The organism is Acinetobacter sp. S54 (genome assembly GCF_016624945.1).
In the GTDB taxonomy this organism is placed as follows: Bacteria; Pseudomonadota; Gammaproteobacteria; order Pseudomonadales; family Moraxellaceae; genus Acinetobacter.
In genome coordinates this window covers 200974-222193 of the sequence record NZ_JACVUI010000002.1, presented here as the reverse complement: position 1 = coordinate 222193, position 21220 = coordinate 200974, and the positions used below count along the sequence as shown (strand labels likewise).

General features: G+C 39.7%; 20 protein-coding genes. 13 read left to right on the top strand and 7 right to left on the bottom strand.

The genetic code is table 11. The features are described from left to right. Positions 1-170 precede the first annotated feature (170 nt). Positions 171-4982 (top strand): ESPR-type extended signal peptide-containing protein, encoded by a 4812-nt coding sequence (locus IAE20_RS04040; protein WP_200481179.1) that lies wholly within the window; start codon positions 171-173, stop codon positions 4980-4982. 501 nt (positions 4983-5483) lie between these two features. After that, a complete protein-coding gene (locus tag IAE20_RS04035) occupies positions 5484-6095 on the top strand; it encodes a glutathione binding-like protein (protein ID WP_200459588.1) in 612 nt (203 codons plus the stop codon). Between the two features lie 42 nt (positions 6096-6137). Here the strand turns inward: IAE20_RS04035 and IAE20_RS04030 are convergent, their stop codons facing one another. The 6 genes from IAE20_RS04030 to IAE20_RS04005 all read right to left on the bottom strand — a co-directional run bounded on the left by IAE20_RS04030 (position 6138) and on the right by IAE20_RS04005 (position 9623). Continuing rightward, the gene (locus IAE20_RS04030) at positions 6138-6827 is read right to left on the bottom strand and encodes a hypothetical protein (RefSeq protein WP_200459587.1); all 690 of its coding nucleotides are present in this window, start codon (positions 6825-6827) and stop codon (positions 6138-6140) included. Positions 6828-6896: 69 nt separating this feature from the next. After that, complete coding sequence (locus IAE20_RS04025) at positions 6897-7682, bottom strand: thiazole synthase (RefSeq protein ID WP_200459586.1); 786 nt, start codon at positions 7680-7682, stop codon at positions 6897-6899. A 13-nt stretch (positions 7683-7695) separates the two neighbouring features. Continuing rightward, positions 7696-7893, bottom strand: coding sequence for a sulfur carrier protein ThiS (thiS, locus tag IAE20_RS04020; protein WP_200481428.1), 198 nt, complete (start codon positions 7891-7893; stop codon positions 7696-7698). 11 nt (positions 7894-7904) lie between these two features. Further along, a complete protein-coding gene (locus IAE20_RS04015; protein WP_200459584.1) occupies positions 7905-8270 on the bottom strand; it encodes a DUF423 domain-containing protein in 366 nt (121 codons plus the stop codon). A gap of 113 nt (positions 8271-8383) precedes the next feature. Continuing rightward, positions 8384-9250, bottom strand: a complete 867-nt coding sequence (gene rpoH / locus IAE20_RS04010; protein ID WP_004988265.1) for an RNA polymerase sigma factor RpoH — start codon at positions 9248-9250, stop codon at positions 8384-8386. 133 nt (positions 9251-9383) lie between these two features. After that, a complete protein-coding gene (locus IAE20_RS04005) occupies positions 9384-9623 on the bottom strand; it encodes a sulfurtransferase TusA family protein (protein ID WP_200459583.1) in 240 nt (79 codons plus the stop codon). Between the two features lie 389 nt (positions 9624-10012). Between IAE20_RS04005 and IAE20_RS04000 the strand changes: the two genes are divergently transcribed. Then, complete coding sequence (locus IAE20_RS04000; protein ID WP_004653893.1) at positions 10013-10225, top strand: cold-shock protein; 213 nt, start codon at positions 10013-10015, stop codon at positions 10223-10225. Between the two features lie 104 nt (positions 10226-10329). Beyond that, positions 10330-11481, top strand: coding sequence for an ATP-dependent RNA helicase RhlB (gene rhlB / locus IAE20_RS03995; RefSeq protein WP_200459582.1), 1152 nt, complete (start codon positions 10330-10332; stop codon positions 11479-11481). A 72-nt stretch (positions 11482-11553) separates the two neighbouring features. Here the strand turns inward: rhlB and IAE20_RS03990 are convergent, their stop codons facing one another. Further along, complete coding sequence (locus IAE20_RS03990) at positions 11554-11931, bottom strand: hypothetical protein (RefSeq protein ID WP_200459581.1); 378 nt, start codon at positions 11929-11931, stop codon at positions 11554-11556. Positions 11932-12139: 208 nt separating this feature from the next. Here IAE20_RS03990 and IAE20_RS03985 point away from each other — a divergent pair, with 208 nt between their 5' ends. The 9 genes from IAE20_RS03985 to IAE20_RS03945 all read left to right on the top strand — a co-directional run bounded on the left by IAE20_RS03985 (position 12140) and on the right by IAE20_RS03945 (position 21215). After that, positions 12140-12715, top strand: a complete 576-nt coding sequence (locus IAE20_RS03985) for a nitroreductase (RefSeq protein WP_200459580.1) — start codon at positions 12140-12142, stop codon at positions 12713-12715. Positions 12716-12753: 38 nt separating this feature from the next. Further along, positions 12754-13827 carry an NAD(P)H-dependent glycerol-3-phosphate dehydrogenase gene (locus IAE20_RS03980; RefSeq protein WP_200459579.1) on the top strand — a complete coding sequence of 358 codons (1074 nt, stop codon included), beginning with the start codon at positions 12754-12756 and terminating at the stop codon, positions 13825-13827. 68 nt (positions 13828-13895) lie between these two features. Then, positions 13896-14351 carry a phosphoglycerate mutase family protein gene (locus IAE20_RS03975; protein ID WP_200459578.1) on the top strand — a complete coding sequence of 152 codons (456 nt, stop codon included), beginning with the start codon at positions 13896-13898 and terminating at the stop codon, positions 14349-14351. 23 nt (positions 14352-14374) lie between these two features. Next, entirely contained in the window at positions 14375-15514 is a 1140-nt protein-coding gene (gspL, locus tag IAE20_RS03970) for a type II secretion system protein GspL (protein ID WP_200459577.1), read from the top strand. Further along, positions 15514-15993, top strand: coding sequence for a type II secretion system protein GspM (gene gspM / locus IAE20_RS03965; RefSeq protein ID WP_200481178.1), 480 nt, complete (start codon positions 15514-15516; stop codon positions 15991-15993). Before gspL ends, gspM begins: the two co-directional genes overlap by 1 nt. Positions 15994-16084: 91 nt before the next feature. Then, positions 16085-17089, top strand: a complete 1005-nt coding sequence (locus IAE20_RS03960; RefSeq protein ID WP_200459849.1) for a quinone-dependent dihydroorotate dehydrogenase — start codon at positions 16085-16087, stop codon at positions 17087-17089. A 3-nt stretch (positions 17090-17092) separates the two neighbouring features. Beyond that, positions 17093-17680: a CvpA family protein gene (locus IAE20_RS03955; protein WP_200459575.1), complete on the top strand. Its 588-nt coding sequence runs from the start codon at positions 17093-17095 to the stop codon at positions 17678-17680. A gap of 24 nt (positions 17681-17704) precedes the next feature. Further along, positions 17705-19243 carry an amidophosphoribosyltransferase gene (gene purF / locus IAE20_RS03950; RefSeq protein ID WP_200459574.1) on the top strand — a complete coding sequence of 513 codons (1539 nt, stop codon included), beginning with the start codon at positions 17705-17707 and terminating at the stop codon, positions 19241-19243. 82 nt (positions 19244-19325) lie between these two features. Then, positions 19326-21215 (top strand): M48 family metalloprotease, encoded by a 1890-nt coding sequence (locus IAE20_RS03945; RefSeq protein ID WP_200459573.1) that lies wholly within the window; start codon positions 19326-19328, stop codon positions 21213-21215. Positions 21216-21220: the final 5 nt, after the last annotated feature.

Sequence of the window (21220 nt, the reverse complement as noted above, 5' to 3'; positions counted from 1 at the left end):
TCCGCTCCTAATTTGCCTGTGTCTTTATCATTGTTATATCCCTGAGATTGGGTATTTTCCGATGAATAACAAAAATATCACTAATTTCAGGTATATCGTAAAACTTGTGATCATGATCAAATAATAAGTGCATAAATTTAAATCATAAAATAATCGGCGGGGATGAGCATATGAACAAGATTTTTAAACTGATCTGGAATAAATCACTGGGGCAGATGGTGGTGGTTTCGGAAAATGCTAAAAGTGTGGGGAAAACGGATAATACCACTGGGGCAGTAGTTAGTTCGGAGATTCTAACTACAGATTCTGGATATCGGTTACTTGGTTTGCAAACTCTGGTTTTGAGTATTGCAACGATTATGGGGGCTCATGCTTGGGCTGAGGTCTGTGATGTAAACGGTAGTGGTGGAACTGGAGGAAGTACAGCAACCGGTTCCAATGCTTTTGCATGTGGTAGTAATAATATAGCTTCAGGAATAGGAAGTGCAGCAGTTGGAAATGGTAAAAATTTACATTCTAGCGAAACGTACAATCATTTGGATAGTACGTTGACGTTTGATAATTTTGTAATAAAAACAAATCGACCCTCTGGTAGTTCAGCGGTGTGGGTAGGTACTGGTACTCTTACGGCCGAAATGATTACTTCAATTAATGGGCAAGAAAATTTAACTGATGCTGCCAAGCAGGCATTTATAGATTATGTAACAGGTGCTGGATTTTCAAAAAAAGTCAATCAAGCAAGTGGTATTGCTAGTAGTGCTTTAGGTGTAATCAATAATGCTTCTGGACTAGCAAGTAGTGCAGTTGGGTTTAATAATATTGCATCAGGAGATGCGAGTGCTGCATATGGGGCTAGCAACCAAGCAACTGCACAATACAGTAGTGCTTTTGGTAGTTACAGTTCGGCAACTGCTGATAAAGCCACCGCGATTGGATATAATTCTTTAGCCAATGAAGCCAATACTGTTTCCGTAGGTAAAGCGGGCGCTGAAAAACGTATTACCAATGTAGCCACTGCAACAAACGGGACAGATGCAGTCAATTTAACCCAAGTGCAGTCATTACTCTCTACTGCCGCTATAGGGGCTTCCGATAATTATGCCCAAAAAGATATCAATGCCAATGCTTTAGGCTCTGCATCTGATACAGCCTATAATTCACAAAGTAATGGAACACAACTGACAAGTGTTGCAGGTGTGACCGTTACCGCAACCACGACTAATATTGATGATATTACATCATTTACATTACCTAATGGTATTGTCGTTACAGATGCGACCCAAGTAGCTGCCTTTAAAAATGCTGCAAAAAAAGGCGGTAATATCGCTTTAGGAGTTGCAAGTAATGCGGTGGGTAGTCAAAACCTTGCAATGGGTAATTATAGTAATTCTGTAGGTTCAAATAATACTGCAACAGGTGATAGTAGTAGTGCTTTAGGTCGCTCCAATATTGCAAGTGGTGATTATAGTGCTGCGGTAGGTCATCATAATACAGCTTCTAATACAGATAGTAGTGCTATAGGTTCTGAAAACTTAGCAAGTAATGTAAATGCTAGTGCCATAGGTCGATCCAATACTGCATCTGGTGACTCAAGTAATGCTGTTGGTAACTCAAACATAGCATCAGGCGAGTCTGCTAGCGCCGTAGGCGATTCTAATAGAGCGTTCGGTAAACAAAGTAGTGCATTGGGTTCTGATAATACTACAAATGGTGAAGCGAGCAGTGCCATCGGTGATTACAATAGGGCATTGGCTAATTTGAGTAGTGCAGTTGGTTCTAACAATACAGCTTCAGCTGAGGCAAGTAGTGCAGTTGGTAGAAGTAATACGGCATCAGGTACTTATAGTAGTGCAGTAGGTTATAGCAATACCGCATCTGGTGACTCAAGTAATGCGATTGGTTTTGCAAATAATGCAATTAATTCTTATAGCAATGCGATAGGCGCAAGTAATACGGCAAGTGGTATTTTCTCGAATGCCATTGGTACACAAAATAATGTTACTGGTACATATAGTACTGGCGTTGGTTTTAATAATAATATTACTGAAGAGCAAAGCGTTGCTTTAGGCATTAGCAATACTGTTTCTGGAAAATTGAGTAATGTGGTTGGTACTTATAATAAAGCAACTGGCACCGGGAGCTTTGCCGCAGGTTCGCAGAACTTGGCAAAGGGTAGTGGCGCTACAGTTGTAGGGGCTGCCAGTGGACAAAACTATAATACAGAAAATGATGGGACAAAACTCACTGCTATTAATGGCATTAAAGTTGAGGCAACAGATTTAACGACTGCATCCATTACCAAAATTGGTGATACATCTGTAAATGCACAACAAGCAGCAGATTTTGAAACTACACTTCGAAATGGAGGCTCTGTGGCATTTGGAGATCGTAGTTCTGCGGTTGGTTCACATAATATTGCATTAGGTGGTCAAAGTGCGTCAATGGGCTATGACAATCAGGCGCTAGGCGTAAATAGCACAAGCGTAGGGAATTCAAATAAGGCAATAGGTGGTGTTTCCACTGCGGTTGGTTCAAATAATATTGCATCTGGTATTTATAGCAGTGTTTTTGGTAGTAGTAGCCAAGCTACAGCTTATGGTTCAACTGCGATTGGTTATGACTCTTTAGCCGATGAAGCAAATACCATTTCTGTAGGTAAAGCGGGCGCCGAAAAACGTATTACGAATGTTGCTGTTGCAACAAAAGACACAGATGCAGTTAACTATAGTCAGTTAAAAGATACCAATGCGATTGTGGCAACAAAAGCTTCGCAAACAGATTTAACAACTGGGCTTGCATTAAAGGCAGATAAAACTGCATTTGACAGTTTAAATGCTCAGGTTACTGACACTGCAACTGGATTGGCAACAAAAGCTTCGCAAACAAGTGTCACTAATCTGGATACGCGAGTAACTAATGAAGTTGGTACTTTAAACACCCGTATTGATGGAGAAGTGACGACTTTAGATACCCGCATTGGTAATGAAGTGACAACGTTGGATGGCAAGATTACGACGAATACCGCGGCGATTGGACAAAATGCTACCGCGATTAGCAATCTGGATGGGCGCGTTACAACTGAAGTAGGAACATTAAATAACACTATTTCAGGCATTGATGGACGTGTTACCACCAATACCAATGACATTGTCACACTTCAAACGGGTTTGAATAGTATTTCAAATAATGCCGTAATTTATGATAACGCTGCAAAAGATAATATTACTCTGAGTGGCGCAACAGGCACAAAGCTGACCAACTTGAAAGATGCCACACTGTCAGCAAATTCAACCGATGCTGTGACTGGTAAACAGCTAAATACGACTAACACCAATGTCACCACGCTGGATACGCGAGTAACCACTGAAGTCGGTACTTTAAATACACGTATTGATGGAGAGGTTACGACTTTAAATACCCGAATCGGTAATGAAGTGACAACGTTGGATGGCAAAATTACGACGAATACTACTGCGATTAATAATCTAGATGGCCGTGTAACGACGAACGAGGCTGATATTGCATCCCTCCAGCAAGGACAAGGAACATTGAATCAATTGGCGGTTCAATATGACAGTCCAACAAAAGATAGTATTAGCTTAAAAGGCGTGAATGGAACTAAATTGACCAATTTGCAGGAAGGGGATATTAGCTCTGCTAGCTCTAAAGATGCAATAACTGGCGGTCAGCTTTATACTACTAATCAAAGTATTAGCACTCTTTCAAATCAGTTTAGCAATAGTGCAAACCAACTCGCTTCTGTATTAGGTGGGGGCGCTAGTTTTAATAATGGCGTATTTGCTTTGCCAACATTTACGATACAAGGTGCAAGTTATTCTAATATTGGAGCAACTTTTGGTGCTGTAAATAATGAATTATCTGCATTAAAAGGTTCGGTCAGTAATTTGAAAAATTATGTTGATCAACAGGATGCTCAAACATTAGCTGATGCAAATACTTATACAGACACCCAAAGTTCTGGCACATTGGCAAATGCAAAAAGCTATATTGATCAGCAAGATGCAAAAAATCTAAATGATGCAAAAACCTACACAGATCAGCAAACCGCTCAATCATTGACTGATTCAAAAAGTTATACGGATCAGCAAGCAACAACGACATTAAACAATGCAAAAAATTATACGGATCAGCAAACAGCTTCAACCTTAAATACTGCTAAGTCCTATACGGATCAAAAAGTTGCTGATGCAGGTAAATATATCAGTATTGATGGAAATGGTGCTGGTTCAAGTGCAGGTTCCAATGCAACAGGAAAAAACTCAACAGCGATTGGTCCAAACACGGTGGTCACGGGTAATAATTCAACTGCGGTGGGTGTTAGTAATACTGTTTCGGGTAATAAATCAGGGGCATTTGGAGATCCGAATACTGTAAGTGGTAATGGTAGCTATGTAGTGGGCAATGACAATACAGTAAAAGGTGATAATACCTTTGTTCTTGGAAATAATGTCACTACTGAGGCAAAAAATGCTGTGGTATTAGGCAATGATTCAAGCAATGATCGTGATAATACTGTATCTGTAGGATCAGCGACCAATCAAAGACAAATCACCAATGTGGCTGCAGGTACGGCTGATACAGATGCGGTAAATGTCGCACAAATGAATAAATCAAGTTCTGAGACGCTTTCGAGTGCAAATACTTATACAGATACTCGTTTCGCAGGACTAGAAAATGCATTTAAAGACTATAGTTTGCAAACAGAACGCCGTTTCCAGGAAGTTGATAAACGTTTTGACCGTCAAGGCGCAATGAGTGCAGCCATGATGAATATGGCAACCAGCACTTCTGGATTACGTGGTCAAAACCGTGTGGGTGTAGGTGCGGGTGTGCAAGGTCAGGAGCAAGCAGTTGCTGTGGGTTATCAGAGAATGATCAATGAAAATACCAGTTTGAGTATTAGTGGTGCTTTAAGTAAAGAAGAAAGCTCGGGCGGTGTTGGTGTTGGCTTTAGTTGGTAATATTAATTTTGCTTAAAAACCAAAGAAAACCAGTCTAATAAGACTGGTTTTTTTATGACGGCTAAATTAGATAAAAAAGGAATTGAAATACATAGAGAAAAATCACCAATTTCAGGGATGCGCAGCATTCAAAAAGCATCTTAAAATGGATCTGAGTTTTAATTTCAGTAAAGTCTTAAAAGCTCAACTATAGAGGGAGAAATGACACTTTATAAAAACTCTGACATTCTAATAACAACTTATTTTGAGCCAGTCTATTGATGAATAAGACTGGTTTTCTTTTTATGTTGATTTCATTTTATCTGGTTCATTTTTTTGTCATACACATTGGTAAATATAAAAGACAACGTTTTTCACTTGAAAAAATTAGTATTTTACTCAATAGTCTAATGGTAAGTATTTTCAGGTAGTTACGTTTTTTTAAAATTTAAAACGAGTAGAGCTTGAAAGTTTGAGTAAAGCGTTCTAAAACAGTGAAGAGAGCTATAACAAGGATTATCTATGAAGTTGTATTATTCCCCTGGTGCATGTTCATTGGCTGCACATATTCTTTTGAATGAAATTAATGTTGATTTTGATCTGGAACGGGTTGACTTAAAAACACATAAAACTGAAAAAGGTGCAGATTATTATGAGATTAATCCTAAAGGTTACGTGCCTGCACTTGAAATAACACCAGGCTTGGTTCTCACCGAGAATGTAGCTGTACTTCCTTTTATTGCACAACATGATCCAGCTCAAAACTTGATTCCCCCATCAGGTTTAGGACGTGCCAAAGTGTTGGAATGGCTTGGGTATTTGAATTCAGAGCTCCATGATGCCTATGCGGTATTCTTTGGGGGCGCATTAGATGCTGAAGCAAAAGAAAAAGCCTATGCTGAAATTGATCGATTACTGGCTTATATCGATAAAGCAATAGGTGAATCAGACCATGAATATCTGGTCGATGATGGGTTTGGTCCAGCCGATGCCTATTTGTTTGTTCTCACCAATTGGTCAAATAGTATTGAACATGATTTGAGCCCTTACCAAAATATTGTGGCATTACGCAACAAAGTTGCAGAACGTCAATCAGTGAATATTGCTATGCGAGATGAAGGCCTAATTTCTTAAAGATGGCATTTGTATGAAAAACGCTTCATATTGAAGCGTTTTTTATTGAAATTCTGGTGGTTCTTTAAAATTAACGTGTTCTAAATTCAAGTCATAATGCTGCTTTAACTTTTTCCATTCAACCCTAGCAGGCTTTGCTGTTTCTTCAAACTCATTTCCGTCGGTAGTTTTTTTCAATTTTCCAGTTAAAAAATTAATGCTCACGCCACTTTCTTCACCTGAAGCGCGATGAAAGCTATTTTGATCAAAGCCAATTAATTTAAACTTTCCATTTTGATAGCGAAAGCTAAAATTATTGTTGGTGACATACCATGAACCGCAGCTTAACCAATAATGTAAATTTATTTTCAATATCCCTTTTGAAATCATAATGCCACCATCTTCTAATGGGTCGGCTAGGCAAGGGGAGTCTGCATCATTTTCACTTGGAAGTTGCAGGCTTTTACTGATCAATTGATAACCTTGCGCGGTTCTAAATAAAACCAACAAAGCTCTAGGGTTGGTATTGAGCTCAGGACTACCCAGTCTATCATTGGAAATAATCTTCTCTGGATTATTTTCCTCAATCACTAAAGCGAGGTCTTCCATCCCGTCTTGGTTTAAATCGCCTTTGCCAGTTTCAATAATTTTCCAGTTTTTAGGGATAAATGACTGATACTTTGCCTGATCAGAGTTTGCAAATGTAGTTGCTGTAACAGCAAGACAACCCAGTGCAATAATAGTTTTTAGCATATTAATTTTACTCTTATTCTTTATTTTTAATAAAAAAGGATCCCAAAGAATCCTTTTTTTAACCATTGCTTATTTAAAGAAATATCCTGTTTCTGGAGAACTGGCATTGGCCATACGTTTACGAGGCATACGTCCCGCGAGGTAGGCTTCTCGACCAGCTTCTATTGCTTTTTTCATGGCAGATGCCATCAGTATAGGGTTTTGTGCCGCAGCAATTGCAGTATTCATGAGAACCCCATCACAGCCCAGTTCCATCGCAATTGCCGCATCACTTGCGGTGCCTACACCGGCATCTACCAATACAGGCACTTTGGCATTTTCTTTAATAATAGAAATGGTGTGAGGGTTTAAAATACCTAGACCTGAACCAATGAGACTTCCTAGAGGCATAATCGCTGCACAGCCCATACTCTCCAGTTCTTGAGCAATAATAGGATCATCTGAGGTGTAAACCATGATTTCAAAACCATCATCAATCAGGGTGCGAGCAGCTTTAAGCGTGGCTGTAACGTTGGGATAAAGTGTTTTTTCATCCCCTAAAACTTCAAGTTTGACTAGATTATGTCCATCCAGAAGTTCACGTGCCAACATGCAGGTGCGTACTGCACTGTCTGCATCAAAACACCCTGCTGTATTTGGCAGAATGGTATATCTTTCGGGTGGTATGACTGAAAGTAAATTCGGTTGATCGGGGTGTTGCCCAATATTTACACGACGAATCGCCACAGTTACAATCTCTGCACCGCTGGCTTGAATCGCCAAATCTGTTTCATCAAGATCTTTATATTTACCTGTGCCGACTAAAAGGCGGGATTGAAATGTACGTGAACCGATAGTTAAAGGTGAATCTTGCATGGCTTACTCCATTTTAGCCGCCGCCGACAGCGTGAATAATTTCTATACGATCATGTTCTGAAAGGGGAGATTGTTCGAGTTTACTCTTTGGAACTATCTGCTCATTTCGTTCGACGGCAAACCGTTTACCTTCAAGTGCTAATTCCTGAACAAGTTGCAATAAGTTTTGACAAGCAGTTTGCTTAAGCTCGCCATTTAAATAAATTTGCATGTGGTTTTCCATTATTTCGCGTACTTTATGGCCTTCCATGCAAGGACTAGCCAGCCTAAAATCATAAATACCCCTCCAAGTGGAGTAATTGCACCTAATCCACGCGGTAAACCTAATGCCATGATATATAAAGAACCACAGAATAATAAAATACCGATTTGGATTAGGATAAAAGATGCTTTAATCGAAAATGGAGAGTTGATTCTGGCTAAAATACCTAACGCAAGTAAACCCAACGCGTGGTAAAAGAAATACTGTGTTGCTGTGCTCCACCAGCCAAGTTGTTCTGGTGTTGCAAAGGCTTTTAGGCCGTGAGCGCCAAATGCGCCCAATATGACAGCCAAAGCAAGATTAACAGCTGCAATTGCGATCCACATAAGCCAAAAACACTTAAAAAAAGACCCAAGCACCTTAGCATAAATCCACCGAGCTAAAAATACTTAAGCTTAATAAAAAAGAGGCAAATGCCTCTTTTAAATACCAGAAAAAATTAGCTTGCTGACATTGCAACCTTAATCTTTTCCATCGCATTCTTTTCAAGCTGGCGAATACGTTCAGCTGAGACATTGTATTCTGCTGCAAGCTCATGCAGTGTGGATTTATCATCATCTAGCCAGCGGCGCTGTAAGATGTTACGTGAACGATCATCCAATTGATTCATTGCTTCATACAACGCAGAACTACTTTGTTCTTCGTAGTCTTCATTTTCCACCAATCGTGCAGGATCGTAACGGTTATCTTCGAGATATAAAGCAGGCGCGACATGCGTTGAATCATCGTCGTCATCACCTTGTGCCTCAAAAGCGGCATCATAGGCTGTCAATCGGCCTTCCATTTCTAGCACTTGCTCAGGCGTGACGTTTAGGTCAACTGCAATTGCCTTAGCTTCCTCAAGTGTTAGTTTTTTACTCGACTTTTTTAGGCTGCGTAAATTAAAAAATAATTTACGTTGCGCTTTGGTTGTTGCAATTTTCACGATACGCCAGTTACGAATGACATATTCATGTATTTCAGCTTTAATCCAGTGAACTGCGAAAGAAACTAAACGCACACCCATATTCGGGTCAAAACGCTTTACTGCTTTCATCAAGCCAAGGTTGCCTTCTTGAATAAGGTCACCTTGTGGTAAACCATAGCCTGCATAGCTGCGTGCAATATGCACAACAAAACGTAAATGCGACATGACTAGCATTTTTGCCGCATCTAAATCCTGATCATAATAGTAACGCTCAGCCAGTTCTTTCTCTTGCTCAGCGGTCAAAATTGGAATTTGATTAACGGTGCTGATGTAAGCACCGAGATTTACACCGGGCGCAGATAAGGACAGGGGCATCAATTGATTGCTGCTGTCACTCATGAGTTCTCCTTATAGGATGGTGGTATAACCAATGATTTCATCTTAATGCGAAGCAAGTTCATAATTAAGGAAAATTGGGTAGAGAAATGTAAAATTTTATACACTAGTTGCTCTAAAGAACAAAGCTGTATGTTTAAGAGTGAATCAAATAGTGAAATTCATGGTCAGATATTCGGGTCAACTGACACTTTAATTGATGGAGTTGACAATAACGAATGACATCAATTTCACTATGTGGATCAGAGGATTTTAATAAAAAAACCTGATGCTGATCTGCTTTTTTTAAACCACGTTTTAACATCAAAAGGGGCATAGGGCACGGTTGGCCTATAGCGTTAATTTCAGTGGGAATTCCGAGATTTGAATCACTCATCCGTAAAAATATTTAAAGATCGTTATGAGCTCCGATTTTATCAAATATTTGCATAAATGTGCAAAAAGTCGCACGCTTTAAAAGCATATATTTTATTGATAGTAAAAAAATATTATGGAGTTTAAAAATCAATCAAAATTTTATATAGAATTATCTAAAAAATTTCTATTAATTGTCACAAACCCGTGTTAAGCTCGAAGCGTTTTAGGAATCACTAGTATAAACAAATCATTGTTTTATTAAGCCTATAACAAATGGATGTAACCGGAAATTGTTGATAGTTTTACAGAATGATTACAAGCTTTGAAATAATAACGAATTTTAAACTTGTTTGCTCTGCTGTTTGCAACACCGGAAGGTCCTTTATTTTCACTTCTGAGGATTGACTTATGACAGCTCGCGAACAAGGCGTTGTTAAATGGTTTAACGACACTAAGGGTTTTGGCTTTATTCAACGTAATGGCGGCGACGACGTATTTGTACATTTTCGTGCAATTATGGGTGACGGACATCGTTCGTTACGTGACGGTCAGCGTGTTGAATTTAGCGTTGTGCAAGGACAAAAAGGTTTTCAGGCTGAGAATGTACAGCCTTTAGACTAATCAACATTTTATTATGTTGAATAACGCCTCAATTTTATAATTGGGGCGTTTTTGTTTTATACTACTATTCTCATCAGAGTGATTAACAGTTAGAGCACGAATTTATGGTATCTGGTTTTGAAACCTTGAATCTACATCCGCAACTTAAAAAAGCGATTGATGCATTAGGGTTTAAGCAAATGACCCCAATTCAACAAAAGGTTTTAAAATATACACTTGCAGGGCACGATGCGATTGGGCGTGCGCAAACGGGAACAGGGAAAACCGCAGCATTCCTGGTGAGTATCATTAATGATTTGCTAAATAATCCGATTCAGGAGCAGCGTTATCGTGGAGAACCACGTGCATTGATTCTGGCACCGACTCGTGAATTGGCTTTGCAAATCGAAAGCGATGCTAGAGAGCTGACCAGATTTACTGATTTAAAACTGCTGACACTAGTGGGTGGTGTGGACTTTGATAAGCAAAAGAAACCGCTCAATGCTCACTTTCTAGATATTCTGGTCGCAACTCCAGGACGTTTGATCGACTTTATTGAGCAAAAAGAAGTGTGGCTCGATCAAATTGAGTTTCTGGTGATCGATGAGGCAGATCGGTTGTTGGATATGGGCTTTATTCCTTCGGTTAAACGGATTGTGCGTTACTCTCCGCGTAAGGAACAACGTCAGACTCTAATGTTTTCTGCTACTTTTAGTTATGATGTTTTAAATCTGGCACGTCAGTGGTTGTTTGAACCTGTCACAGTTGAAATTGAACCTGAACAAAAAACCAATAATGACGTAGAGCAACGTGTTTATGTAGTAGAGAAAAAAGATAAATATCGTCTATTGCAGGATATTCTACGTGATGAACCAATTGATAAAGTCATGATCTTTGCCAATCGTCGAGATCAAGTGCGTCGTTTATATGATCATTTGAAAAGAGATGGTTATCGTGTGGGAATGTTGTCAGGTGAAATTGCACAGGACAAACGCTTAAAAATGCTTGAGCAATTTAAGCAGGGTAAAAACAATATTATGATTGCAACAGATGTTGCTGGTCGTGGTATTCATGTGGATGGTGTATCGCACGTGGTGAATTTTACTTTGCCAGAACAGTCAGATGATTATGTACATCGTATTGGACGTACTGGTCGTGCAGGTTCTCAAGGTGTAAGTATTAGTTTTCTTTCAGAAGATGATGCATTTTATTTACCAGAAATTGAAAAAGCGATTGGCAAAAAACTACCACTGACACGTTTGGATGGGTATTGTTAGACTGTCATCTGAATAATTTTTTATAAAAAGCGCTCTTAAATACAGAGCGCTTTTTATTTAGTCGGTATGTGATTAACTGGCTTTACAATAAAAAGTAAGCGTTGTCTGATAATCATCATCTTTTGCTAAAGACGCATTTTTACCCGTAATCGAACCAATAACGCCTGCTGCTGCCTCTACTATTTTTCCAGTTTCTTCATCTACTACACCTTTAAGTACACCGTTATAAGTTGTTTTTTCGTCAACTATAACGGCCGAGCTGCGTTTACAGGTCTTATTTGCTGCATCAACGGCATTATTTTTCGCTATGAGATTAGTTTTGCCTACCCCCGTCACTTCAAATTGATTATTTTCTTTTTGAATCGCGGTTGTGGCAGTAGGGTTAGAGGCACACGCTGTTAATAAAATGACGGATGCAGTCAATACGCTGGCGGTGATTTGTTTTTTCATAAACCAGTCCTTCAGAAAATTTAAAAATTATTTTTTTAGTTGACCATAAAAATTTTTATTTGTTTTGAGTATGTTGTATAGATTTTGATAATTTTTGCAGTAAAGCTGTCAAATTTGAGAAAACTAGTGAAATGCCCTAGATTGACATGGCAGAATGAAAAAGGAATGTGCTAATCTACTTTTGTTTTTTTCTATTAGATTAATGTTCATGACGGATTTAGACGTAAGTAAGGTTCATCAAAATATTCATCAGCGTCAATCAATTGGGCATCTCATTGAGCCTGCACCATCTTCTGAACAATTAAATAAAGCATTTGAAGCAGCACTGACTGCGCCGGATCACCATCGTTTAAAACCGACCCGATTTATTGTGATTCAACCTGAACAGCGAGCGGCCTTTGGCGAGAGTTTATCTCAAGCCTTAGCAGATCTTGGTGAAACTGATCCAGTTCAGCTTGATCGTGTTAAGCAACACCCTTTTCGTGCACCATTGATAGTAATAGCGGTTACTCAATTTCAGGATCATCCTAAGGTTCCATTATTTGAACAAACTTTGAGTTCTGGGGCGGCTATTCAAAACTTTTTATTGTCTTTGCAGGTACAAGGGTTTTCAACGATGTGGCGTTCAGGTGCTGTTGTTGAGTCAAAATGGATGAAGCAGCATTTAGGATTGGCTGATCGTGATTTGATCTCAGGTATTATTTATATTGGCACTGCCGCCAAATCAATTGCGCCACGTGCAGACATAGTGGTCAGTGATTTTGTAAAAAAATGGCAGTCTTAAAAAAATATTGATATTGATGTAGCAGGAATGAAGAACGCATGACGGAATTAAATTTTTCGGATCTCGTTGAACCCATCGAAGTTGATAAGAAAACAGCACTTCGTATCACGGTGCTTGGGGGGGGCAGTTTTGGTACGGCGATGGCAAACCTAGCAGTGCGTAATGGCTGCGATACGATGATTTGGATTCGTGATCAAGATGCTGCAGATGATATTAATGAGAGCCATATCAATAAACGCTATTTGCCAGATTTTACGTTGGAAGCTGCTTTGCGTGCAGTCTGCGATATTGAAGAGGCTGTTTGTAATCGGGACATCATTTTAGTTGCGATCCCTAGTCATTCGTTCCGTAATGTGCTTAAGCAAATTGCACCTTTTATTACGTCGCAGGCCGTCGTCTCACTGACCAAAGGAATTGAAGCTGATACCTTTAGTTTTATGAGTGATATTATTCGAGAAGAATTACCAGAAGTGCCATATGGTGTTCTTTCTGGGCCTAATCTTGCAAAGGAAATCATGGCAGGCATGCCATCGGGAACGGTAATTGCCAGTCATTCTGAACTGGTACGCTACGCTGTTCAACATGCCTTACATAGTGCGTTATTTCGTGTTTTTGGTAGTGATGATGTGCATGGGGTTGAACTTGGTGGCGCACTAAAAAATATTTACGCAGTCGCCATGGGGATGGCAGTTGCTTATAATATCGGTGAAAATACGAAAAGTATGATTATTACCCGAGCCTTAGCTGAAATGAGTCGATTTGCAGTTAAATTAGGTGCTAATCCTTTAACATTTTTGGGTTTATCTGGAGTGGGGGATTTATTTGCGACTTGTAATAGTCCGCTGAGTCGTAATTATCAGATTGGTTATGCTTTGGGTTCGGGTAAGACGCTGGACCAAGCGACAAAAGAACTTGGACAAACAGCTGAAGGCATTAATACGATTGTACAGGTTCGCAAACGCGCACAAGAGCTGGATGTATATATGCCGATTACGAATGCATTGTACGAAGTAATTTTTGAAGGCGCGCCACCCCTAAATATTGCGCTTGCCCTGATGAAAAATGGACACCGTAGTGATGTAGAGTTTGTATTACCTCATCATGAAGTTTAAAAACATCATTTAATGAAAACTGTCATAAAGACTTGTTATCATAAAGAAAGATTGGAAAAGGAATGGTTATGCAACTAACTTTAGTTCGCCACGGTGAAGCAGCGTCTCCAGTGGATGGTAACGATACCAAGCGGCCATTGACGGCATTGGGCCATGCTCAGGCTGAGCAGACGGCACAGCACCTGAAAGATAGGGTTCAGCCAGAGGTTTTTGTCGTGAGCCCTTTGCTACGCGCACAGGAAACACTTGGTCATATTCAGGCATATTTTCCTAAAGTTCCTGTTTTACTTTGTGATAAGATCAAACCAGAAGATGATGCGAAAGATGCGATAGACTGGCTTTCCCAGCTTCCATTTGAATCTGTTGTTGTGGTGTGTCATATGAATGTTGTGGGACATATTGCTGAACAATTAACCCATGAACATTTTAATCCTTTTGCTTTGGCTGAAGCACGCATTTATAGCCAGAGCGTGATTGCCAATGGATTGTCAACACAAGAACATAGTTTTATACCTACGCTATAACGAAAACACGGTACATATAATTTATGCTGTATTTATGGATGCCTGAAGCCAATGGGGCTTGGTTTTGGTCAACAGGTGAAAATTGGTTACAGGCTTCCAGCCTTGAACAGCTTATTCATGATTTGCAACCGCATCAGGGAGAAGAAACAGTGGTTTTCTTTTCCAGTCGCCATATCCAGATTTTGCAACAACACATGAGTAAAACACATGTGAAGCAACTGGGGGCAGATGGTGTTAAGTATCTCATGGAAGAATATGTGACTCTACCGATCGACCACATGCGCATTGTTCACCATTTTGAGTCACCAGATCAAATAACAATAGTAGGGGTTGCGCAAAGTCTGGTTGAGACATGGCAACATGCACTCAATTTATTGCCCATTAAACTGGTCGCGTTACTCCCTGATTTTCTGATATTACCTGTCCCTGAACAAGGTCAAGTTAATATTGCCCATTTACATGGTCAGACTCTAGTACGTGAAAATCTTTATAAAGGTATGACAATAGATGATTTGGCTATTTATCTTGAGTTCCAGACTACGGAAACCTTTTATCATTACAGTAATTTGACTCCACAACAACTTGATAGTCTGGCTACAGCTTCTACACTAGAAACTCGACAACCGTTTGATTATCAGTTTCAGAAAATCCAAAAACCGAAGCAGCATCCATTCAATATTTTACCAAAAGCCAAAAATGAAACTAAAGTTTCGGGTTATTGGAAAGCATGTATTGCGGTTTTGATCGCGGTTTTGATTGTTCAGTTTAGTTATGATGCTTTACGTTGGTACAAACTAAAAAAACTTGCAAATCAGACAGCAACACAAGCCGTAGACCAATATAAATATTGGTTTGGTGCCAATAGCCGAGTGACTGAGCAAAATGTAAAAAGTATGTTTGAAAGTCAACTGAGAATGAGTCAAAGTGGTGATACCACAGCTTTAAGTCTGTTAAGCAGGGTTGGGCCAATTCTTATGCAACGCCAAATTGTAGCTCAACAACTAAGTTATAATGCTCCATCTTTAAGCATGTCATTAAAAGCCAAATCGGCCAATGATTTGCAAAGCTTAACACAGCAACTCAATCAACAAGGTTTCAAAGCAGAACTAGGTAATGTTCAGGCAGATGGTGCAGGGGCAATTGGGACGGTAAAAGTACAATAATGAATGCTATAACTCGAATTCAACAGGGTTTTGATCAAAAAATCGAACGTATTATTGACGCATTGCAACGAATGTCTGCGCGTGAGCGTTATATGGTGATTTTTGCCAGTATTTTTGTTGTGATTGCACTGCTTGGTTTTTCACTTTGGAAAATGCATAGTCTGGCGGATCAACAACAAAAACGAGTAAATGATCTAAAGGATTTAATGGTCTGGATGCAAAGTAATGCGGTGACCATGAAACCCGCCTCAGAGAGCCAGTTGAGTTTGGCTGAAAAGGTTCAACGAGTTTCACAACAGCAAGGACTCACGGTTTCATCTCAGCAAATGGGTGAACAGTTGCAAATTGTGGCAGAACATCAAAATTATGCCGTTTTGGCAAATTTTATAACTCAGCTTGCGCAAATGGGCTTATCGATTGAAAAAATGGATATGGTTTCGAGTAACAATCAGATTAAATTAACGGCTACGGTACAATAAGTCCTCAAAATAAAAGGGTTGCAAGCATGGTGTTTTATCTTACCTATGCCTATAATACGCCTACCTGAAAAAGCAGTAGACTTTGATTGATATGTTATATTCGCTTGCTCGCCCTATGTTGTTCTCCTTGTCACCCGAGCGTGCACATGAACTTACCTTATCTCTTTTAAAGTCCGCTCATAAAATCGGATTATTACGTCAACATATAGCACCTAAGCCTGTCACTTGCATGGGTATTGAATTCCCAAATGCTGTAGGACTTGCAGCTGGTTTAGATAAAAATGGCGCTTATATTGATGCGTTGGCAGGTTTGGGCTTTGGTTTTATTGAAATAGGAACGATAACCCCGCGCCCGCAGTCTGGAAATCCACAACCACGATTGTTCCGTATTCCTGAAGCGAAAGCCATCATTAACCGTATGGGGTTTAATAACGATGGTGTCGATCAGTTGATAGAAAATGTCAAGGCGTCAAAGTTTAAAGGCATTCTGGGAATCAATATTGGTAAAAATGCGGACACTCCTGTTGAAAATGCAGTAGATGATTATCTGATTTGCCTTGAAAAAGTTTATAATTACGCATCCTATATCACGGTCAACATTTCTTCACCTAACACAAAAAATTTGCGTAGTTTACAAAGTGGCGATGCCCTGACGGAATTGCTAGAAACACTCAAGCAACGGCAACTGGAACTAGCTGAACAGTATCATCATTATGTGCCACTTGTTCTCAAAGTAGCACCTGATTTAACTGAAGAAGATATTGAGTTTATTTCAAATCAGTTATTGCAGTTTAAAATTGACGGTCTAATTGTTACCAATACTACCTTGTCACGTGTAGGGGTAGAAAATTTACCTTGTGGTGATGAGTCAGGCGGTTTATCGGGTGCGCCTGTATTTGAAAAAAGTACCGAATGTCTGCGCCAGTTTGCAAAATCTTTAAATGGGCAAATTCCTTTGATTGGTGTGGGTGGAATTACGCAAGGCGAGCATGCGATTGCAAAAAAAGATGCGGGTGCTAACCTTGTACAAATTTATAGTGGCCTCATATATACAGGTCCGTCCCTAATTAAAGATTGCGTGAGTGCTTTCAATTAAGTGATGAATACACTGGATATCATTATTCTGATACTCCTGCTCATTGGAGGGCTAAACGGTTTGCGACAAGGATTCGTAAAAGCCTTTGCGAACTTAATTGGTTGGATATTGGCTCTGATTATCGGTGCAAAATATGCCAACTTTTTGGCGCCAAGCATGGTGGTGTTAAGTCATGATCCTGTTGTGCAGAAGATTGCGGCATTTGCATTTATCGTCCTGATTATTATTGTCCTAACGTGGATTGTAACGGGGTTACTCAATTTAATACTCAAAAGTATGAGCCTTGGCCCTTTAAATCGTTTGGCTGGTGGTGCTTTTGGTACATTAAAAGGGTTGCTGATTGTATTGGTAACCATGCAAGGTCTCGGTCCGTGGGTTGAAAGTTCACCACACTGGAAACAGTCCAAATTTGTTCAGGTTTTATTGCCTTATGCGCCATTAGCAACAGAGTTATCAAAAGATGCTGCCAATGAAGCATTGCAACATGTGACATCTGAAGGGAGTATTTTTCATCGCCCTTCACATGAGGTGGCTGAGTCTGATCCTGAAAAAGATCAATCTAGTCACTCAACCCAAAATCCTTTTTATTAATCCTAGCTCGTCTGCGAGGTTGCTATGTGTGGAGTAGTTGGTATAGCCGGTAAAGCACCCGTTAACCAAATGTTGTTTGATGCATTAACGATGTTGCAGCATCGTGGACAGGATGCAGCTGGGATAGTGACTTGCCATAATGGTCGTCTTTTCCTGCGCAAAGACAATGGTATGGTGCGAGATGTGTTTCATACTCGTCATATGCGTGCATTGATTGGTAACTACGGTATCGGTCATGTGCGTTATCCAACTGCAGGTTCGGCAAGTAGTGCAGAAGCACAGCCATTTTATGTGAACTCTCCATACGGAATTACATTGGCTCATAATGGTAATTTGACCAATGCTTCTGATATTCATGATGATTTGTTTAAAACAGATTTGCGTCATATGAATACTGATTCTGATTCTGAAGTTCTTTTGAATGTTTTCGCACATGAATTACAAAAAAGTGGAACTTTGAATCCAACAGCTGAAGATGTTTTTCATGCAGTAAAGCGTGTTCATGAGCGTTGTAAAGGCGCTTATGGTGTGGTTGCCATGATTACTGGACATGGCTTGGTTGGTTTTCGTGATCCTAATGGTATTCGTCCATTAATTTATGGCTCACGTGAAACTGAACACGGCCTTGAATATATTATTGCCTCTGAATCGGTTGCAATTACTGCGCTTGGCTTTAAGATCGAGCGTGACATTCAGCCGGGTGAGGCTATTTTTATCAATGACCAAGGTGAGCTCTTCACTCAGCAATGCGCTGCCGAACCTCGGCATCGACCTTGTATTTTTGAATATGTGTATTTTGCACGTCCTGATGCAATTATTGATGGGATTTCGGTGTATAAAGCCCGCTTAAAAATGGGTGAAAAACTGGCGCATAAAATTTTGCGTGAATGGGGTGAAGAACACGATATCGATGTGGTTATTCCAATCCCAGATACCAGCCGTACTTCTGCACTGGAACTGGCGAATATTCTTGGCGTCAAATTCCGTGAAGGTTTTATGAAAAACCGTTATATCGGTCGCACCTTCATTATGCCAGGTCAACAGCAGCGTAAAAAATCAGTACGGCAAAAACTCAACCCAGTTGAACTTGAGTTTAAGGGCAAGAATGTACTGCTTGTGGATGATTCGATTGTTCGTGGCACAACTTGTAATGAAATCATTCAGATGGCGCGTGATTCGGGTGCTAAAAAAGTTTATTTTGCTTCGGCTGCACCTATGGTGAAATACCCAAATGTCTATGGTATTGATATGCCAGCAAAAACTGAATTGATCGCTTCACAGCGTAGTGTTGAAGAAATTCAGGATATTATTGGTGCGGATCGTTTGATCTTTCAGGATCTGGAAGATTTAAAAAATGCAGTGCGCACTAGTAAAGTTCCAGATTTAACTGAATTTGATAGCTCGGTTTTTGATGGTATTTATGTGACTGGTGGTATTGATCAAGTCTATCTTGAAAACCTCGAGCGTAAGCGTAACGATACGGCTAAAGGTACAGATGGTTATATTGATGTCAATATTGATGCTGCATCTGTTGATTTAACTGGAATCAAAGAAGAGTTATAAGATAAATTCTGTAGGAAAAAGCGGGTTTTTCCCGCTTTTTTCATTTATGATGGGGCAACAATGTAATCAGGACATATTTACATTGAAAGAAGTCAGTCATTATCTCGTTGAAAATAAAAATATGATGTGGTCGGCAAGCATGTGTGTAGTCGCAATGTTGCTGACAATGTTCATCTTAAATACCACACTTGGACTTTTGGTTCATTATTTTGATTATAGCCAGTCTATTTTGTGGCATAGCTTGAGTCCGTATCTAATAGTTTTATTGTTCTTTATTGCAATGAGTTCTGCGATATACGAATTTTATATTTTTCGTGAAGGTGGCCATTCTTTAGCTAAACAACTGCAAGGTCGTCGTTTAGATTTGCTTGAAAGCACGCCTGAAGAAAGTGTTGCACTTAAAATTTCACAACAATTGGCGGAACGTTTTAGAATTGAAGTCCCTGTATTATATGTCTTGCCTGATGAAGTCGGGGTTAATGCTTTAACGGCGGGTTTTGATCAGCAGAATGTGGTGATTATATTGACGTGGGGGGCATTACAAAATCTGGATGAGGTCGAATTGTATGGTTTGCTCGGTCATGAGTTTAATCAGATTTTATCTGGTGAAGCAGTAGAAAATACAAAACTCAAAATTTTATACAGTGGTTTAATTACCTTTAGTCAATTAGGAAGTAGAATCGCCAAACGTGGTTTTAAACCTTATCAAAAAAATAAACAGCGTAAGTTTGAAACATTTTTTATTGCATTAGGTGGCATTATTTGGTTATTGGGAAGTATGGGAGTATTAATAACCCGTTTAATCAAGTATTTAACTTTAAGTGGGCGCACCTTTCGTAATGATTACAAAACCATGCAGCTCATTCAGAACAATGCCAATACTCAGACGTTGCTGCGCATTTATGTGCATCATGCGGGTTCGCAAATTCATAGTGTATTTTCTGAATCGATTGCTCATATGTGCTTTGCTAATTCATTGAGTCCACAAAGCTGGTTAAATATTCATCCCAGTATTGAAGATCGTATATATGAACTTAATCCAACGATTTTGCAGGAATTACAGCTCGAAAACTTAAAAAAGTTACGAAATCGGCCATTATTTAGCTTATTTCGCTCACTCGAAGAAATGGATGGAAATGTTCATACGCCGTGGGTCTCGCCGCAACCATTACCCTTGTTGCGTCTATCTCCTATAAGTTTTGCTTTAAATGATGCAATAAAACCGCTTAAAGCTGAAATACGTCAAAATATTAAGCGACCAGAATTAATTCAGCGGGCTTTACAGACAGCAACAGGATCGCGTGAAGTGATGGTCGCGATTTTAATGATTCGACAATATCGAGAATTTCTTCCACAAAATGCACAGGTGAGTCGGGCCATTGTGGATGCATTACTGTATCTGGATGGGCGTGTTCATGTGCAGATTTTTCATGAAGCCTGTCGCAATATTGGTTCGCTTCCAGCCAGTATTGCACGGCAGTTTTTAACTCGCTTGGCTTTAATTATCCAGGAAGATGGTGAGGTGGGTTTGCTTGATGCCTTGCTTTTAGAGCGGGTAAAATTCGAATTAAATCTGATGCCTGTGCATATGCCAACGTCGATTGAAGAAGTAAAACCACAAATTGTCCGTTTAATCGATGCGTTATTGCACGTACAACAAATCAATAGCCCAAATCAACTTGAAGTACGTGATCGGATACTGAGCCACATTCTGACTTTGGAGGAAATGGTATTGTATGAAGAAATTTCAGACGAACCGATTGATCTGGCGGAAATTCTGAATGATTGTGCCGGGCTATTATTACGCGATCGACTAAGTATATTGGGTATTGCAGAAATGTGTTTATGGAGTGATCGTATCATCACTCAGGACGAGCTTGATGTTTTGGAATTATTATATTGGCGATTTGGATTTGAAACAGCCGATATTGTCGATCAAATGCAAAAGAAAAATACCCTAATGATTATTTAAACTGC

What these genes read in the sequence shown, in the direction of transcription:
- IAE20_RS04040 (WP_200481179.1), top strand. Translation starts at nt 171, where the DNA reads ATGAACAAGATTTTTAAACTGATCTGGAATAAATCACTGGGGCAGATG.
- IAE20_RS04035 (WP_200459588.1), top strand. Translation starts at nt 5,484, where the DNA reads ATGAAGTTGTATTATTCCCCTGGTGCATGTTCATTGGCTGCACATATT.
- IAE20_RS04030 (WP_200459587.1), bottom strand. Translation starts at nt 6,827, where the DNA reads ATGCTAAAAACTATTATTGCACTGGGTTGTCTTGCTGTTACAGCAACT.
- IAE20_RS04025 (WP_200459586.1), bottom strand. Translation starts at nt 7,682, where the DNA reads ATGCAAGATTCACCTTTAACTATCGGTTCACGTACATTTCAATCCCGC.
- thiS (WP_200481428.1), bottom strand. Translation starts at nt 7,893, where the DNA reads ATGCAAATTTATTTAAATGGCGAGCTTAAGCAAACTGCTTGTCAAAAC.
- IAE20_RS04015 (WP_200459584.1), bottom strand. Translation starts at nt 8,270, where the DNA reads ATGTGGATCGCAATTGCAGCTGTTAATCTTGCTTTGGCTGTCATATTG.
- rpoH (WP_004988265.1), bottom strand. Translation starts at nt 9,250, where the DNA reads ATGAGTGACAGCAGCAATCAATTGATGCCCCTGTCCTTATCTGCGCCC.
- IAE20_RS04005 (WP_200459583.1), bottom strand. Translation starts at nt 9,623, where the DNA reads ATGAGTGATTCAAATCTCGGAATTCCCACTGAAATTAACGCTATAGGC.
- IAE20_RS04000 (WP_004653893.1), top strand. Translation starts at nt 10,013, where the DNA reads ATGACAGCTCGCGAACAAGGCGTTGTTAAATGGTTTAACGACACTAAG.
- rhlB (WP_200459582.1), top strand. Translation starts at nt 10,330, where the DNA reads ATGGTATCTGGTTTTGAAACCTTGAATCTACATCCGCAACTTAAAAAA.
- IAE20_RS03990 (WP_200459581.1), bottom strand. Translation starts at nt 11,931, where the DNA reads ATGAAAAAACAAATCACCGCCAGCGTATTGACTGCATCCGTCATTTTA.
- IAE20_RS03985 (WP_200459580.1), top strand. Translation starts at nt 12,140, where the DNA reads ATGACGGATTTAGACGTAAGTAAGGTTCATCAAAATATTCATCAGCGT.
- IAE20_RS03980 (WP_200459579.1), top strand. Translation starts at nt 12,754, where the DNA reads ATGACGGAATTAAATTTTTCGGATCTCGTTGAACCCATCGAAGTTGAT.
- IAE20_RS03975 (WP_200459578.1), top strand. Translation starts at nt 13,896, where the DNA reads ATGCAACTAACTTTAGTTCGCCACGGTGAAGCAGCGTCTCCAGTGGAT.
- gspL (WP_200459577.1), top strand. Translation starts at nt 14,375, where the DNA reads ATGCTGTATTTATGGATGCCTGAAGCCAATGGGGCTTGGTTTTGGTCA.
- gspM (WP_200481178.1), top strand. Translation starts at nt 15,514, where the DNA reads ATGAATGCTATAACTCGAATTCAACAGGGTTTTGATCAAAAAATCGAA.
- IAE20_RS03960 (WP_200459849.1), top strand. Translation starts at nt 16,085, where the DNA reads ATGTTATATTCGCTTGCTCGCCCTATGTTGTTCTCCTTGTCACCCGAG.
- IAE20_RS03955 (WP_200459575.1), top strand. Translation starts at nt 17,093, where the DNA reads ATGAATACACTGGATATCATTATTCTGATACTCCTGCTCATTGGAGGG.
- purF (WP_200459574.1), top strand. Translation starts at nt 17,705, where the DNA reads ATGTGTGGAGTAGTTGGTATAGCCGGTAAAGCACCCGTTAACCAAATG.